15 protein-coding genes and 1 tRNA gene are annotated in these 15,099 nt (G+C 57.6%); 7 read left to right on the top strand and 9 right to left on the bottom strand.

What is annotated here, in order from left to right; translation table 11 throughout:
* Positions 1–14: 14 nt before the first annotated feature.
* From hpxK to JT31_RS07940, 3 genes are all read right to left on the bottom strand, one after another.
* Positions 15–1,274, bottom strand: a complete 1,260-nt coding sequence (hpxK, locus tag JT31_RS07930) for an allantoate amidohydrolase (protein WP_081948175.1) — start codon at positions 1,272–1,274, stop codon at positions 15–17.
* Positions 1,274–2,515, bottom strand: a complete 1,242-nt coding sequence (locus tag JT31_RS07935; protein WP_038475344.1) for a pyridoxal-phosphate-dependent aminotransferase family protein — start codon at positions 2,513–2,515, stop codon at positions 1,274–1,276. Before JT31_RS07935 ends, hpxK begins: the two co-directional genes overlap by 1 nt.
* A gap of 186 nt (positions 2,516–2,701) precedes the next feature.
* Positions 2,702–3,541 carry a MurR/RpiR family transcriptional regulator gene (locus tag JT31_RS07940; protein WP_038475346.1) on the bottom strand — a complete coding sequence of 280 codons (840 nt, stop codon included), beginning with the start codon at positions 3,539–3,541 and terminating at the stop codon, positions 2,702–2,704.
* 122 nt (positions 3,542–3,663) lie between these two features.
* Between JT31_RS07940 and JT31_RS07945 the strand changes: the two genes are divergently transcribed.
* From JT31_RS07945 to hpxZ, 4 genes are read left to right on the top strand one after another with little or no spacing between them, the layout of a single operon-like run.
* The gene (locus JT31_RS07945) at positions 3,664–5,247 is read left to right on the top strand and encodes a gamma-glutamyltransferase family protein (protein WP_038475348.1); all 1,584 of its coding nucleotides are present in this window, start codon (positions 3,664–3,666) and stop codon (positions 5,245–5,247) included.
* An 11-nt stretch (positions 5,248–5,258) separates the two neighbouring features.
* Positions 5,259–5,447: an oxalurate catabolism protein HpxX gene (gene hpxX, locus JT31_RS07950; RefSeq protein ID WP_038475350.1), complete on the top strand. Its 189-nt coding sequence runs from the start codon at positions 5,259–5,261 to the stop codon at positions 5,445–5,447.
* Positions 5,444–6,820 (top strand): AtzE family amidohydrolase, encoded by a 1,377-nt coding sequence (locus JT31_RS07955; protein WP_038475353.1) that lies wholly within the window; start codon positions 5,444–5,446, stop codon positions 6,818–6,820. The genes hpxX and JT31_RS07955 overlap by 4 nt, the downstream gene beginning before the upstream one ends.
* Positions 6,821–7,204, top strand: a complete 384-nt coding sequence (gene hpxZ, locus JT31_RS07960; RefSeq protein WP_038475355.1) for an oxalurate catabolism protein HpxZ — start codon at positions 6,821–6,823, stop codon at positions 7,202–7,204. It abuts the gene before it with no gap.
* Between the two features lie 438 nt (positions 7,205–7,642).
* Here hpxZ and puuE read toward each other — a convergent pair whose 3' ends face one another.
* The 3 genes from puuE to JT31_RS07975 are packed head-to-tail and all read right to left on the bottom strand — an operon-like array spanning position 7,643 to position 10,070.
* On the bottom strand, positions 7,643–8,599 hold the full coding sequence (puuE, locus tag JT31_RS07965) for an allantoinase PuuE (protein WP_038475357.1): 957 nt from the start codon (positions 8,597–8,599) through the stop codon (positions 7,643–7,645).
* Positions 8,600–8,616: 17 nt separating this feature from the next.
* Complete coding sequence (gene hpxA, locus JT31_RS07970; RefSeq protein WP_038475359.1) at positions 8,617–9,354, bottom strand: allantoin racemase; 738 nt, start codon at positions 9,352–9,354, stop codon at positions 8,617–8,619.
* A gap of 2 nt (positions 9,355–9,356) precedes the next feature.
* Complete coding sequence (locus JT31_RS07975) at positions 9,357–10,070, bottom strand: GntR family transcriptional regulator (protein ID WP_038475361.1); 714 nt, start codon at positions 10,068–10,070, stop codon at positions 9,357–9,359.
* Positions 10,071–10,212: 142 nt separating this feature from the next.
* Here JT31_RS07975 and JT31_RS07980 point away from each other — a divergent pair, with 142 nt between their 5' ends.
* Both JT31_RS07980 and JT31_RS07985 read left to right on the top strand, forming a co-directional pair.
* Positions 10,213–11,706: an NCS1 family nucleobase:cation symporter-1 gene (locus JT31_RS07980; RefSeq protein ID WP_038475364.1), complete on the top strand. Its 1,494-nt coding sequence runs from the start codon at positions 10,213–10,215 to the stop codon at positions 11,704–11,706.
* Between the two features lie 148 nt (positions 11,707–11,854).
* On the top strand, positions 11,855–12,778 hold the full coding sequence (locus tag JT31_RS07985; protein WP_052048987.1) for a DMT family transporter: 924 nt from the start codon (positions 11,855–11,857) through the stop codon (positions 12,776–12,778).
* 112 nt (positions 12,779–12,890) lie between these two features.
* Here JT31_RS07985 and JT31_RS07990 read toward each other — a convergent pair.
* Both JT31_RS07990 and dnaQ read right to left on the bottom strand, forming a co-directional pair.
* Positions 12,891–12,967: transfer RNA gene (locus JT31_RS07990), tRNA-Asp, on the bottom strand.
* A 134-nt stretch (positions 12,968–13,101) separates the two neighbouring features.
* Entirely contained in the window at positions 13,102–13,833 is a 732-nt protein-coding gene (gene dnaQ, locus JT31_RS07995; RefSeq protein WP_038475366.1) for a DNA polymerase III subunit epsilon, read from the bottom strand.
* Positions 13,834–13,899: 66 nt separating this feature from the next.
* Here dnaQ and rnhA point away from each other — a divergent pair, with 66 nt between their 5' ends.
* On the top strand, positions 13,900–14,376 hold the full coding sequence (rnhA, locus tag JT31_RS08000; RefSeq protein WP_038475368.1) for a ribonuclease HI: 477 nt from the start codon (positions 13,900–13,902) through the stop codon (positions 14,374–14,376).
* On the opposite strand, the gene JT31_RS08005 is transcribed toward rnhA, so the two are convergent.
* A complete protein-coding gene (locus tag JT31_RS08005; RefSeq protein WP_038475370.1) occupies positions 14,330–15,091 on the bottom strand; it encodes a class I SAM-dependent methyltransferase in 762 nt (253 codons plus the stop codon). The genes rnhA and JT31_RS08005 overlap by 47 nt on opposite strands.
* Positions 15,092–15,099 lie beyond the last annotated feature (8 nt).

The following is a 15,099-nucleotide window of genomic DNA, read 5'->3' on the forward strand; positions in this document are numbered from 1 at the left end:
TTCAGGCCGGTTTTTTATTTGTCAGCCAACAGCGTAACGGCGCGAGTAAAAGCCTGAACGGCAAGCGCCACATCGCCTTCAACCACGGATTCCGCCGGATGATGGCTGATCCCCTTCTCGCAGCGAACGAACAGCATCGCGCTCGGCCAGCGTTCAGCAATGGCAATCGCGTCGTGCCCTGCGCCGCTAGGCAGTGAAAGACTGCGCCCCTGAACTTCGCTCACCGCCTGCATTAACGTCGCCCGCAGCGTTTCATCACAAGGCGTAGCCGAAATAGCGTAATATTCTTCCGCACTAAACCGCATGCCGCGCCGGGCCGCAATGGCCTCTCCTTCGGCGAGAAGCTGGCCCAATAAACTCACCAGGCTTTCATCACGCGGGCTGCGAATATCCAGCGTAAGTTGAACGTCGCCGGGAATAACGTTCACCGCGCCTGGCGCACAGCTTAACGTCCCCACGGTGGCGACCTCATCGGGGCCGTGGTGACGCGTTGTCGACTCAATAAAGGTCATCCATTCGGCGGCGGCGGCCAGGGCATCTTTACGTAGCGCCATAGGGACCGTCCCCGCATGGCCCGCGTGGCCGGTAAAGCTACAGTTCAGGCGGCGCGCGCCGTTAATCGCCGTCACTACGCCCAGCGCCAGGCCTTCTTCTTCCAGCACCGGGCCCTGCTCGATGTGCAGCTCCAGGTAAGCGGTAAAATCGCTTTTCGGCCGCTCCGCGCTGGCAATTCGCGAGGGATCCAGCCCGGCAAGGGTCATGGCCTGTGCCACGCTGACGCCGCTGGCATCTTCACGGCTCAGCCAGCCTTCCGGCCAGCTGCCGGTTAGCCCCCGGCTGCCCAGTAACGTGATGCCGAAGCGGGTTCCCTCTTCATCACCAAAACCAACGATTTCGATGGCTTGTTCAAGCTGCAGATCGTTCTGATGCAGCCAGGCGACAACTTCCAGCGCGCACAACACGCCGAGCATACCGTCGTAGCGCCCGGCGTTGCGAACCGTATCAAGATGAGAACCTAGCAAAACGGCCTTCGCGCCGTCTTGTCTGCCCTCGTAACGCCCGCAAATATTGCCGACCGCATCCTGCCAGGTCGTCATGCCGAGTTGTTCCATCCAGCCTGCCACCAGCTGATTCGCCCGCAGATGCTGCACGGAAAGGTAAACCCGGGTCAGCTGCCCTGCGCTTTCGCTGATGGCCGCCAGCTGGTCAGCCCTGTCCATGACGCGCTGGGCGGCAACCTGCGCATAATTCCCGTCCATAAGCGGCGCGGCCATTAGCGAGCACCTTGCGCGTAGACGTTCCAGGCCGCCTGCATGGCTTCACCCTGCACGGTTTTAAATCCAAGGTGGTTAAGCACCGCTTCCAGCGCGGTAAGCGTTTGCAGCACGCAGTCTTTACGGGCGTTATAGCCCATGGTACCAATGCGCCAGATTTTGCCCTGCAGCGGGCCGAAGGAAGTGCCGATCTCGATGTGGAAGTCTTCCAGCAAGAGCTTGCGAACCTCTTCGCCGTGAACCTGAGTCGGGATTGTTACGCCGAGGACGTTGTTCATCTTGTGCTCAAGGTTGCCGAAGGTTTCCAGCCCCATGCCCTGGATCCCCGCCACCATCGCCCTGCCGTGCAGTTCGTGACGGGCAATACCGGCGTCCAGGCCTTCTTCCAGAATGACGCGGGCGCACTCGCGGGCGGCAAACAGCATACTGGTGGCTTCGGTGTGGTGGTTCAGACGTTCTGGTCCCCAGTAGTCCATGACCATGCCAAGATCGAAATAATTGGAGTAGATCATCTCTTCGTCACCGTCCTGATGGGCCGCGGTGCGAATGCCTTCCTCTACGCATTTGCGGCGACGAATGGCTTCTTCCATCTGCGGGCTAAGCGTGATGGGGGAGCTGCCTGACGGACCGCCGAGGCACTTTTGCAGCCCGGCAGAAACGGCATCAAGCCCCCACGCATCGGTAAGCAATTCGTTCCCGCCAAACGACGCCGTGGCGTCGGTGTAAAACAGCACGCCGTGGCGGCGGCAGATCTCACCCAGTTCGGCCAGCGGTTGGAGCATCGTGGTGGAGGTGTCGCCCTGCACGGTCAGCAGCAGGCGGGGCTTTACCGCTTTAATGGCGTCTTCAATTTGCTGCGGGCTGAAGACCTCGCCCCACGGCACTTCAATGGTGTGCACTTCGGCGCGGCAGCGGCGGGCAATCTCACACAGCAGATGACCAAAACGGCCAAAGACCGGCACGAGGACTTTGTCTCCGGGACGGATAGCCGACAGCAAAATGGCTTCAATCCCGGCGCGGGAGGTGCCGTCCACCAGCATCGTCCATTTGTTTTCCGTGCGGAAAAGCTCGCGATACAGCACCATCACCTCATTCATGTAGCCCGTCATCACCGGGTCATACTGGCCGATAAGCTGGCTCGCCATGGCGCGAAGCACTCGAGGATCGGCGTTGATCGGGCCTGGCCCCATCAGTAAACGGTGCGGCGGATTGATCTGGGGGAAATGCTGAATATCAAACATGACGATTCCTTGAGTCTGAGATTGAAACAAAAGATTCTTATAAGCCTCTTTTGCAACTAATGTGCCAGCCGCAGGCAAATTTTTTTCCGGCTGGCGGCGTCATGGCCAGCGCGGAAAAACAGGGTTGGATAAAACGATGAACTATTCTGGCTCACCCGAAATGTGCATCTGCACCAGCGAGGGGCGTTAACGTTGTTCGAGCTCGTCCAGCTCTGTATACAATTCAGCGATATTATGGATACGCTGACGTCCGCTGGTCAATGATTCATGCAGCACCGCGTTAGCCAGTAAATTCACCAGGCTCATGGCGCTGCTGTAGCTGTCAAAGGCCGAAACGCTGTCGAGCGGCGCGCTGAGATGCCAGCGTGAATAAGTCGCCAGCCCCGACGAAGCTGACTCACTCAGCACCACCAGCGGTATACCGCGCTGCTGCAGGCCGGCGAGCAGCGGCTTGATAATGCGCGGCCTGCGGCGAAACGCCACGGTGACCACGCAATCTTCCGGGCCAATATCAACCAGCTCTTCCGCCAGCGTCTGCCCCGGCTGCGGCAGCAACGACACGCCGCTGCGCACCTGTAAAAGCTGCTGGCGCAGGTGCATCGCGACCGGCCAGGAGTTTCGCATCCCGATGATAAATATGCGTTTACCGTTAACAAGCGCATTGACCACTTCAGCAAACGGGCTGGCTTCCAGCTGATTCACCAGCTGGGTGAGGTTGGCCATTTCCTGCTTGTAATGGCGTGCCAGCAGCGTGTTGCCCTGCACCGCGTCACGGTTTTCGGTCAGCGGCATGCCGCTCTGGCGCAGGGTACGCAGCTCCTCACGCATATCTTTGTAGCGCTCGTAGCCCAGCCGCTTAAACAATCGGCTCACGGTGGCCTTGGAGACGCCGGAAAGCCGCGCCAGCTCCGCGCTGTTGTAGCTGATCAGGTCATCAAAATGGTCAACGATGAACGACGCCACGCGCTGCTCCTGCGGGGAAAAGAGCGCCCATGAAGCCCGCAGCCGCTCGTCTAACTGTTTCATGCTGACTCCTGTAACTTTTGTTTCATCAAAGCCTGACACAGTGAAACAATCTTCGTCAACCTGGAACATCTCTTGCTTCTGACTTCCCTACCCGAGCGGAATTCCTGCAAGAGAAGAAAAACATGCAAAGCAATATGGCCCCCGGTGGCATGGCGGTTGCGCCCCATCATCTGGCCTCTGAAAGCGCGCTGTCCGTGCTGCGTCACGGCGGCGATGCCATTGAAGCAATGGTCGCTGCGGCCGCCACCATCGCGGTCGTTTACCCGCATATGAACGGCATCGGTGGCGACGGATTCTGGCTGATTGTTCCCCCGGAGGGCGAACCTGTCGCCATCGACGCCAGCGGCGCCGCCGGTTCGTTGGCGTCACTGGATTTCTACCGGGGAGAAAAAGCGATTCCCCATCGCGGCACCCGGGCAGCATTGACCGTGCCCGGCACCGTCAGCGGCTGGGCAGAAGCCCTGAAAGTTTCATCGGAGATTGGCGGCGGGCAGTTGCCTCTTTCGCGCCTGATGGCCGATGCCATTCGCTATGCGGCAGACGGGATCCCGGTCACAGCGTCTCAATCACACGCGACGCAAAGCAAATATGCCGAGCTGGTCGATGTGCCGGGTTTTGCTGACACTTTCCTGCAGCACGGCGAAGTTCCGGCGACCGGCAGCCGGTTCACGCAGCCCCGGCTAGCGGCAACCCTGACGCGTATGACGCAGGAAGGCCTGGACAGTTTTTATCGCGGCCCGCTGGCCTCGGTTATTGCCGAAGAGCTGGCCGAGCTGGGGCTGCCGATTACCGCAGCCGATCTCGCTGAGCACCGGGCAACGCGCACGAAGCCGCTGCGGCTTGAGCATCAGGCAGGTGAGGTTTTCAATCTCGCGCCTCCCACTCAAGGCCTGGTTTCCCTGGCGATCCTGGGTATCACTGACCGGCTGCCGATGGCGAATGCGACCGAAGCGCAAACCGTGCATCGCATCGTTGAAGCGACCAAAAAGGCCTTTGCGCTGCGCGACGTACATATCACCGATCCGCGCCATATCACTACCTCAATACAGAACCTGTTGGATGCCGACTCACTCGATCGGCTTGCCGGGCAAATAGACGACAAAAACGCCGCGCCGTGGGGCAAAGGCAAAGGCCCCGGTGACACGGTCTGGATGGGCGTTATCGACAGTAACGGTCTGGCCGTGTCGTTTATTCAAAGTATCTATCACGAGTTTGGCAGCGGCGTTGTGCTGCCAAAAAGCGGCGTGCTTTGGCAAAACAGAGGCGCGTCTTTCAGCCTGGACCCAAACCATTTGCTGGCGCTGGCTCCGGGCAAAAAACCGTTCCATACACTGAACCCGGCGGCGGCAAGGCTCGCCGACGGCAGAACGCTGGTTTACGGCTCGATGGGCGGCGACGGGCAGCCGCAGACTCAGGCAACGATATTTACCCGCTACGTGCTGCAGGGCATCAACCTGCAGGAGGCGATCTCCGCGCCGCGCTGGCTGCTGGGCCGTACCTGGGGGCAGGCTTCCGACAGCCTTAAGCTTGAAAGCCGCTTCAGCCCCGACACCTTTACCGAACTCCAGGCCCTGGGCCACGAGGTAGAAACGCTGCCCGCATTCAGCGAAGTCGTCGGCCACGCTGGCGCCATCGTCAGGCACACTAATGGCATGCTTGAAGGTGCGTGGGATCCGCGCAGCAACGGCAGCGCCGCAGGTTTTTGAGGAACATACTGATGAATCAACCTTCTTTTGACTGGCAGAACTACATTGCGCTTATGGAGCAACTGCTCGCCGTACCGCTGACCGACGAACGCCGGAAAGAGCTGGAGTTTCAGCTGGCGCGCATTGCGGCCATGGCGGAGCCGCTGATGGCATTTCCGCTGCCCGATCGTCAGGAAACCGCTGGAGTCTATTCACTATGACCGCCCTTTCTATACGCCAGACTCATCAGGGATTGCGGGACAAAACCTTTTCGGCAACCGAGCTTGCCCAACAAACGCTGGCCGGGATTGAGCAGCAGAACCCGCAAATTAACGCCTTTACCGAGGTGACCCAGTGTCGCCTGCTGGAAGAAGCCGCGTCGGTCGACAGGCTGATTGCCAGCGGCAGCGCGCTTCCCGCTTTGGCGGGCGTGCCTTACGCGGTAAAAAATATCTTCGACATTAAAGGGCTGACTACCCTTTCCGGTGCCGAGCTGTTTGCCGCAGAGCCCGCTGCCACGGCCGATGCCTTCGCCATAACTCAGCTACAAAAAGCAGGCGCTATGCTGAGCGGCGCGGTGAATATGGATGCCTACGCCTACGGCTTCACTACGGAAAACAGCCATTACGGCGCAACCAAAAACCCGCACGATCTTGCACGCATTGCGGGCGGCTCTTCCGGCGGTTCGGCCGCCGCCGTCGCTGCCGGGATGGTCAATTTTACCCTCGGCACCGACACCAACGGCTCGATCCGTGTCCCGTCGTCACTTTGCGGCCTTGTTGGCCTGAAACCTACCTTTGGCCGCCTGTCGCGCGGCGGCAGCCATCCCTTTGTTGCCAGCCTCGATCATATTGGCCCGCTGGCACGTAGCGTGGAAGATGTCGCGGCGGTTTACGATGCGCTGCAAGGCTACGACGGCAGCGATCCTTTCCAGTCTTCCCGTACAATTGAGCCGGTTTATGCGACGCTTGAGCGTGATATGCCTCTTCGCGTCGCGGTGCTGGACGGCTTTTTTGAACGCTGGTGCGACGAAGACGCCAAAGAGGCGGTTAGCCGGGTAGCCAAAGCGTTGCAGGCAACGGAACATGCCTCCATGCCGGAAGCCGAACTCGCGCGCTCGGCGGCCTTTTTACTGACCGCGGCAGAAGCCGGAAACCAGTATCTGCCTGCGTTACGTGCCAGCCCCGAGCGCTTCGAACCCAATTCACGCGAACGCCTTCTGGCCGGGGCAATGACACCGTCAGCCTGGTACACCCAGGCTCAACGCTTCCGCGCCTGGTTCCTCGAGCGTACGCTGCCGTTATTTGATCGTTTTGATGTGCTTATCGCGCCCGCCACGCCCTGCAGCGCCACGCTTATCGGGCAGCAAACCATGAATATCAACGGGCAGGAGATCCCGGTTAAGGCCAGTATGGGGATCCTGACGCAGCCGATTTCGTTCCTCGGGCTGCCGGTGGTGAGCGCCCCGCTGGTCACCGCGAGCGGATTACCGATTGGCGTGCAGCTGATTGCCGCCCCGTGGCGGGAGGACATTTGTTTGCAGGCCGCACGGCGCCTGGAAGTTCAGGGTATTTTACAGACGAAGGTAAGCTAAATGATGCGAGATAATATTGACCGTCCGGCCATTCTGAACGAAGTCACCGAGGCATTTTATCGCTATGAGCAGGCGCTCATCACCAACGACGTTGCCGTGCTGGATGAGCTGTTTTGGGAAGATGCCCGCACCGTGCGCTACGGTGCGACGGAAAACCTTTACGGTATCGATCAGATACGCGCCTTCCGCAACGGGCGCTCCCCAAAAGGGCTGGATCGCCAGCTGAGAAATACCGTTATTACGACATTCAGCGACGAGCTGGCGGTGGCAAGCACCGAGTTTACGCGTGAAGGCAGCGATAAAGTCGGCCGCCAGATGCAGACCTGGGTAAAGTTTTCGTCGGGCTGGAAGATTGTAGCGGCGCATGTGAGTTTAATGGGGTGACAGCTGTTTCTTCGTCACAAAGTCCCGGACCTATGCCGAAACAGCTAAGTTCCGTTCACTTTCGGCTCTGGCTCGGCTGAGAAAACTGAGGCGATTTAAGCCAGAACCGAGCCCCGCTTCTTATTTTTACCCTCACCCTAACCCTCTCCCTGGAAGGGAGAGGGAAAAAACAATGTTTCCCATAGCTTTTGTTTTCTCCCTCGCCCCTTTGGGGAGAGGGCTGGGGTGAGGGGAAGATTTGCCCCCGGCTCTCATCGCCCCCGGTTATGACCCAGCTCAGGCGGGGTTGAGCTGCCGGGAGTCCGGGGTCTCGGGGAAGTGACGGTGACTTCCCCGAGTCGTTCACGGTATCGGTGATGACATGTAAAACAGAACTGGAAGTGAACGGAACTTTAACCAGCCCAACAAAAGAAACAAGAAACAACACCAAGAAGCGTCTTACTCGGCATAAGGATGCATCTTCACCCAATGCTCGGCAATATCCTGCCTTCTGCAAATCCACACGCCTTCATGCTGCTGCACATAGTCCAGGAAACGCTGCAACGCCCGGAAACGGCCCGGCCGGCCTAGCAGACGACAGTGCATGCCGATGGACATCATCTTCGGCGCCGTTTCACCTTCTTCATACAGCACGTCGAAGCTGTCCTTCAGATAGGTATAGAACTGCTCGGCGGTGTTAAAGCCTTGAGCGGTGGCGAAGCGCATGTCATTGGTGTCCAGCGTGTACGGCACAATAAGATGGGGTTTGACGCGGCCGTCTTCGCAGGTGACTTTGCTCCAGAAAGGCAGATCGTCGCCATAGTAGTCGCTGTCGTACAGAATGCCGCCGTGCTCTACCACCAGCCGGCGGGTATTCGGGCTGTCGCGCCCGGTGTACCAGCCCAGCGGGCGGGAGCCAAACAGATCTGCCAGAATTTCCATCGCCTGATGCAGGTGCTGCCGCTCGGTGGCAGCGTCCATATTCTGATAATGGATCCAGCGCCAGCCGTGGCTGACAACGTCGTAATCTGCGGCTTTGATCGCGGAGACAATTTCCGGGTTGCGGGCCAGCGCCATCGCCACGCCAAACACCGTCAAAGGCAGGCCGCGCTTCTGGAATTCATTATGGATACGCCAGAAGCCCGCCCGCGAACCATATTCATAAAGAGAGTCCATCGACATATGGCGATCGGGAAAACTGGCCGCGCCGATGATATCGGAGAGAAACTGTTCTGAGCCGCTGTCGCCGTGCAGGACGTGGTTTTCAGCGCCTTCTTCAAAGTTGAGCACAAACTGAACCGCAATACGCGCGCCGCCTGGCCACTGCGCATGGGGAGGATTACCGGCATAACCGGCAAGGTCACGCGGGTAGTTTTCGGTAAAAGGATAGCGCGTAGCTTTTTCTTCTGATGGCATGATTCTCTCCTTCAACCTTAACTCAGACGAGCAAAAGAGCCCGAAAGCGGCTTTTTGTTCGGGTAAGCGAGGTCACCAAATTTACTGGTGCCGATGCCCAGCGCCACCAGGGACTCCACCAGCTTCACCGCAGCGGTCACGCCGTCGATAACCGGGATACCGATTTCCTCAGTCAGCTCTTTTGCCAGATTCGCCATCCCGCCGCAACCCAGCACGATCGCCCCGCTGTTATCTTCTTTTTTGGCCTGAATGCAGCGTTCACGCACCAGGCGCTGAGCCAGGCCTGTACCGTCTTCCAGCGCCAGAACAGGGAGATCGATAGCGTGCAGCGCGGCGCAATGATGTTCAAAACCGTATTGATGCACTAAGTGACGGGCAATGATCACCGTGCGCGGCAGCGTGGTAACAATCGAGAAGCGAGTCGCCACCATCGTCGCCATATGCATGGCAGCTTCGGCAATACCAATTACCGGCCCGCTGGCTATCTCACGTGCCGCCAGCAAACCCGGATCGCCAAAGCAGGCGATCACGTGCCCGTTCGCCCCCTGCGCTTTGCCCTGCTTAATTTGTTCAAGTACGCCGATGGCCGCGATGGCTTCATCGAAATGCCCTTCAATTGACTCCAAGCCCTGCTCCGGACAGCTGGCGAGGATCTGCGTGCCGGGTGCGGCAACGCTGCGGGCGGCTTCAGCAATAGTGTGCGTCATCGCCTGGCTGGTGTTGGGGTTGATCACTTGAATAATAGGCTGCTGCATGGTTATTCCTGTCGGGTGCCGAAGATGCGGGCGAAGTCTGGGGTGGTTTCACCGCTGCGCTCAAAATGCAGGCTGGAAACAATATGTTCGAAGTGGTGCTGCATGGCGACGGTGAGCGGCTCAAGCGCTTTGTTACGCAGCAGTTCGATAAGATTTTCGTGATCGTCGCAGCGGCAGCCACGCTGCCATGGCGCGCCCCACGCGGCGATAACCAGCGATGAACGGTGCGTCAGGCTGGTGACCATTTCAGTCAGCACGGCGTTGCCGGAAATAGCCTGCAGCTGGATATGGAACGCCGCGGAGAACCGAATTGCCGCAGGCCCGTCGCCATCGCGATGGGCTTTTTCTTCCTGCTGGATAATTTTACGTAACGCGACGAGATGCGGGGCCTGGAGATGTTCAAGCACATGCGGCAGGTTGGCGCATTCAAGCACCGCCCGGGTCTGGAAGATCGCTTTCGATTCTTCTACGTCCGGCATGGCCACAAATGCACCACGTCCGGGCAGCATGGTGATCATTTGCACCGTTGCGAGGCGCGTTAAGACTTTGCGGATCCCGGTTCGGCTGATGCCAAAAACGTCTGCCAGCGCTTCTTCCGGCAGTTTACTGCCCGGCGGCAGCTGGTGTTCAACCATCGCCGTCATCAGCGATTGCCAGATAACGGCTTCTTTATCATGCAGTTCTGCTGGGGCTGTGACCCCGAAATCACGTTTCATCCACTACTCCTGTTAGCATCAGGCACCCTCATTTTGTATACAATATCATTGATAATTGAATACAAGAAATGCAAACCTGGCCTGGTTCCTGCAATACCTATGGCAGACATAATCCACCTTCTGTTTTATAGGAGCAGATCCCATGCCAGGTATAGAGAACAACGCCACAGCCATGAAAGAGAGTGCCCACGCCGGCTACAGCCCGCGCCTGTGCAACGATGACCTGGCCCCAACCCGCCACCAGACTTGGTCCTGGTATAATATTTTTTCGTTTTGGATGTCTGATGTACACAGCATGGGCGGCTATGTGGTCGCAGCCAGCTTTTTTACCCTCGGGCTTGCCAGCTGGCAGGTGCTGATTTGCCTTCTGGCGGGGATCTGTATCGTGCAGCTGTGCGCCAACCTGGTGGCAAAACCTAGCCAGATGGCGGGCGTGCCTTATGCGGTGATTTGCCGTCAGGCCTTCGGCGTCTTTGGCGCGAATATTCCAGCGGTGATCCGCGGGCTTATCGCCTTCGCCTGGTACGGGATACAAACTTATCTGGCCGCTAACGCATTAATGCTGGTGCTGCTGAAGTTCTGGCCGACGCTTGCCCCAATGACCGGCGTGAGCTTCCTCGGTCTGTCTCAGCTCGGCTGGATTTGCTTCGGTATTATGTGGGTGCTGCAGGCGATGGTGTTCTGGCACGGTATGAACGCCATTAAGCGCTTTATTGATATCGCAGGCCCTGCGGTTTACATCGTGATGATGGCGCTGGCCGGCTGGATCCTTTATCAGACCGGGTTCGATGGGATCTCCTTCACTTTAGCGAGCAAGCAGCTCAGCTCCGGCGAGCAGGTGTGGCAGATGATCACCGCCACCGCGCTGGTCGTGTCCTATTTCTCCGGCCCGCTGCTTAACTTCGGCGATTTCTCTCGCTACGGAAAAAGCATGAAAGAGATCCGCCGCGGTAACCGCTGGGGCCTGCCGTTTAACTTCCTGCTGTTCTCTATTGTGACGGTAGTTATCGTGTCCGGCACCCAGTCTCTGTTCGGCAAGATGATCACCGATCCTATCGAAACCGTCAGCCATATCGGCAACAGCCTGGCGATGGCCATTGGCCTGCTGACAATGATCACCGCCACTATCGGGATCAATATCGTGGCGAACTTTGTCTCCCCGGCGTTCGACTTCTCTAACTGTTCGCCGCAGAAGATCAGCTTCCGTGCAGGTGGGATGATCGCCGCCGTGGGATCCGTGCTGCTGACGCCGTGGAACCTGTTCCAGTCCCCGGAGCTGATTCATTACACGCTGGATGTTTTAGGTTCATTTATTGGGCCACTGTTCGGCATCCTGATCGCGGACTTCTACCTCGTTAAGGGTGGAAAAATCCACGTCGACGATCTGTTCAACGACACGCCAAAAGGCCGCTACTGGTACAGCAATGGCTTTAACCCGAAGGCGATTATCGCCCTGGTGCCGTCGGTCGCGGTTTGCCTGACCATCAGCTTTATTCCTTCGCTGCATGAAGTCGCCAACTTCAGCTGGTTTATCGGCGTGTTCCTCGGCCTGAGCTGCTACCGCTGGCTGGCACGCAGCGAAAAAGTTGCCGGTGCGAGCGCTTTTACCGGCCGCGTAGCCACTTCAAAAGAGTAAAAATACCGGCCTGAATCCTCAGGGATTCAGGCCTCTTTACATTCTCGACATACTCTTTTTCTTCTCCACGACGACGGCTGGCTCCGCAGGGAGTAATATATTCTCCCTTCGCCCTTTCCAGCAAAATCCCGTGTCAAAGGAGATTCCCTTGCTCAGCAGTAAGAAGTTGGCCACTGAGGCTGCCCCCCCTAAGCCGTCGGCCTGGTATGTATTGCTCCTGTTCACCATCCCGCCGCTGCTTTGGGCATGTAATTACATCGTCGGCAAAGCCGTTCGCAACGACATTCCGCCGGTTGGGCTGACCTTTATGCGCTGGCTGGTTGCGCTGATAGTGATCCTGCCGTTTGCCTTGCCTTATATTAAAAGAGATTTTCGTCGCTACCGGGAATACCTGGGCTGGATTATCGCGGTGTCGGTGACCGGCATCGTCTGCTTTAGCCTGCTGGTGTATATCGGCCTGCACCATACGTCCAGCACCAACGCGCTGTTGCTCAACTCCTGTATTCCGGTGCTGATTATGCTGTTTGGCGCGCTGTTCTTCGGCCACAAGCTCAGCGTGAAGCAGGTTGTGGGACTGGCGATTTCCTGCTGCGGCGTGCTGTTTATTATCTTTAAGGGCGATATTCACGGGCTGATGCAGATGGCGTTTTCATCGGGTGACCTGATGCTGCTGGCGGCCATGGCCTGCTTTGCGCTTTATACGCTGTGGATCCGTAAAATACCTTCCGATATCAGCCGAATGGGGCTGCTGGGCGTTCAGGTGGCTATCGCGCTTATCGTGACGCTGCCGCTGTGGCTGCATGAGATGAGCACCGGCGCGGTTCCTCACTGGAATACGATGACGATTTCAGCGGTTATCTTCCTCGGCGCATTCCCTTCTTTTGTTTCATACCTGCTTTACGGACGCTGCGTGGAAGCCGTGGGTGCCGCACGGGCCGGGCTGAGCATTCACCTGATCCCTGTCTTCGGCGTGGTGTTGTCGCTGGTGTTTCTGGGCGAAACGCTGCATCTTTTCCACATCATCGGGATTGCGACCATTTTGATTGGCGTGGCGTTAGCCAGCAGGCACTAGAGGTTACTTCAGCCAGCCCTCGCGCGATATCAGCGCGGGGGTGAAAAGGCATTTTTCAGAAAGCAGAAACGACGAAAGCCTGAATCATTGCTGACTCAGGCTTTCTGAATTGTGGCGGAACGGACGGGACTCGAACCCGCGACCCCCTGCGTGACAGGCAGGTATTCTAACCGACTGAACTACCGCTCCGCGTTTTGTTCCCCGTCGGGAACGAGGCGAATATTACGGTTTGGCCCGATAGCCGTCAACGCTTTTTATCATAAAATTAACCGTTTGCCGCAAAAATCACCTGAGTGGTGATTTTTAACTCATTTCCGCGCTATTTAGCTGCGCCAGAGGCAGCTTCCGCCTTTCTTCTGCACCAAATCAAGACGAGATTCATGCGCCAGAAGCTCTTCATCACTGGCGTGGATGACCCGCATGCCTGACGCACGACGCACGACGCGCTGAATTCCCCCGCTGCCCTGCTGCTGCTGCACGTCACCTTCCATAGAGAATTTCAGCGATGTTTGCCCGCCGGTCATCATCAAATAGACGTCGGACAGAATTTGGGCATCGAGCAGTGCGCCGTGCAGCGTACGTTTGCTGTTGTCTATTTCATAACGCGAGCAGAGTGCATCGAGGCTGTTTCGCTTGCCCGGAAACATCTTACGGGCCATCGCCAGGCTGTCGGTAATCTTACAGAAGGTTTCTGTTTTAGGGATGTCACGGCGCAGCTTGCTGAACTCATAGTCCATAAAGCCGATATCGAACGATGCGTTATGAATAACAAGCTCGGCGCCGCGGATGTAGTCCATGAACGCATCAGCGACCTGGTCAAACGTCGGTTTATCCGCCAGGAATTCATCAGCAATACCGTGAACGCCAAAGGCTTCCGGGTCCACCAGCCTGTCGGGCTTTAGGTAGACATGGAAGTTATTGCCCGTCAGGCGGCGGTTGATCACTTCAACCGCACCGATCTCGATAATGCGGTGCCCTTCGTAATGAGCACCGATCTGGTTCATACCGGTGGTTTCGGTATCGAGAACTATCTGTCTGGTCGTGGTAGAAATCATATAGCTGTGCTCATCGCGCTCGTTTATGTCAGACTTGACCTTTTCATCACAGGAAGTCTACCAGAGATGCGTAAACAGGTAGAAGTTTTCACCGATGGCTCCTGCCTGGGTAACCCAGGGCCGGGCGGCTTCGGTGCGATTTTACGGTACAAGCAGCACGAGAAAATCTTCAGCGAAGGATTTCGCCTCACGACCAACAACCGCATGGAGATGATGGCCGCGATCGTCGCGCTTGAGGCGCTGATTGAACCCTGCGATGTGGTCCTCAGCACCGACAGCCAGTACGTCCGCCAGGGCATTACCCAGTGGATCCACAACTGGAAGAAGCGCGGCTGGAAAACGGCTGATAAAAAGCCGGTGAAGAACGTAGATTTATGGAAGCGTCTTGATGCCGCCCTGAGCCATCACGAAATTAAGTGGGAATGGGTTAAAGGCCACGCGGGCCACCCGGAAAACGAACGCTGCGACGAACTGGCTCGCAACGCCGCATCCCGTCCTACTCATGAGGATGTGGGCTATCAGCCGGACGGCGCGGCACCTTAACGCTGTCACGGTACTGCCGCGTCGCCCCCACCGCCGAGCGAATCTGATTTTTCGCTTTACGGCTTTTCATTGGGTTTAGCGTCAGCGGCAGCGTGCGTTTACGCGCGACAATAACGTGCATACAGCCCAGCGCAGGCAGGTGGGTACTCAGTAAACGCCCGCCCTGCTTATGCCACGGCAATACCTGAAAACTACGCCGATACATCACCTCAAAATTCAGCAATGACAGCCAGTCAAATTGCCTCATTGGGGTAAACATGCGGCTATTGAAAGGTGCGCGCTTGCGCAGGAAGGGCACGGTTTTACCCAGGCCTAGCAGGCTAATAGGATTGAAGCTGCTGAGAACAATCCAGCCATCATCGATCAGTACCCGATCGACTTCCCGAAGTAAGCCGTGAGGATCCGGGCACCACGGCAGCGTGTGGGCCAACAAACAGGCATCAACCGATTTCGCCGCAAACGGAAGGTGCAAAGGATCGGCGTTCACCTGCAAATGTTCACCCTGTAAGGCTACATTAACCTGATGAGAAATAGCGCAGGCTTCCGTGTTAACTTCTGCGCTCAGGTTGCCGATTTTCAGTAAATGAAAGCCGAACATTTTACCCAGCCAGGGGCGAAGCTGCTCTTCGAGCGCGTCCCGGTAGTATTCTCCCCATCGCAGCTGCGCCCAATGATGGGGGGAAGTGAGAATCTCAGGTATCCTTGCCGGTTTCATCACTACCT

It is taken from the genome of Cedecea neteri (assembly GCF_000757825.1).
GTDB classification, from domain to species: Bacteria; Pseudomonadota; Gammaproteobacteria; order Enterobacterales; family Enterobacteriaceae; genus Cedecea; species Cedecea selenatireducens.

What these genes read in the sequence shown, in the direction of transcription:
- hpxK (WP_081948175.1), bottom strand. Translation starts at nt 1,274, where the DNA reads ATGGCCGCGCCGCTTATGGACGGGAATTATGCGCAGGTTGCCGCCCAG.
- JT31_RS07935 (WP_038475344.1), bottom strand. Translation starts at nt 2,515, where the DNA reads ATGTTTGATATTCAGCATTTCCCCCAGATCAATCCGCCGCACCGTTTA.
- JT31_RS07940 (WP_038475346.1), bottom strand. Translation starts at nt 3,541, where the DNA reads ATGAAACAGTTAGACGAGCGGCTGCGGGCTTCATGGGCGCTCTTTTCC.
- JT31_RS07945 (WP_038475348.1), top strand. Translation starts at nt 3,664, where the DNA reads ATGCAAAGCAATATGGCCCCCGGTGGCATGGCGGTTGCGCCCCATCAT.
- hpxX (WP_038475350.1), top strand. Translation starts at nt 5,259, where the DNA reads ATGAATCAACCTTCTTTTGACTGGCAGAACTACATTGCGCTTATGGAG.
- JT31_RS07955 (WP_038475353.1), top strand. Translation starts at nt 5,444, where the DNA reads ATGACCGCCCTTTCTATACGCCAGACTCATCAGGGATTGCGGGACAAA.
- hpxZ (WP_038475355.1), top strand. Translation starts at nt 6,821, where the DNA reads ATGATGCGAGATAATATTGACCGTCCGGCCATTCTGAACGAAGTCACC.
- puuE (WP_038475357.1), bottom strand. Translation starts at nt 8,599, where the DNA reads ATGCCATCAGAAGAAAAAGCTACGCGCTATCCTTTTACCGAAAACTAC.
- hpxA (WP_038475359.1), bottom strand. Translation starts at nt 9,354, where the DNA reads ATGCAGCAGCCTATTATTCAAGTGATCAACCCCAACACCAGCCAGGCG.
- JT31_RS07975 (WP_038475361.1), bottom strand. Translation starts at nt 10,070, where the DNA reads ATGAAACGTGATTTCGGGGTCACAGCCCCAGCAGAACTGCATGATAAA.
- JT31_RS07980 (WP_038475364.1), top strand. Translation starts at nt 10,213, where the DNA reads ATGCCAGGTATAGAGAACAACGCCACAGCCATGAAAGAGAGTGCCCAC.
- dnaQ (WP_038475366.1), bottom strand. Translation starts at nt 13,833, where the DNA reads ATGATTTCTACCACGACCAGACAGATAGTTCTCGATACCGAAACCACC.
- rnhA (WP_038475368.1), top strand. Translation starts at nt 13,900, where the DNA reads ATGCGTAAACAGGTAGAAGTTTTCACCGATGGCTCCTGCCTGGGTAAC.
- JT31_RS08005 (WP_038475370.1), bottom strand. Translation starts at nt 15,091, where the DNA reads ATGAAACCGGCAAGGATACCTGAGATTCTCACTTCCCCCCATCATTGG.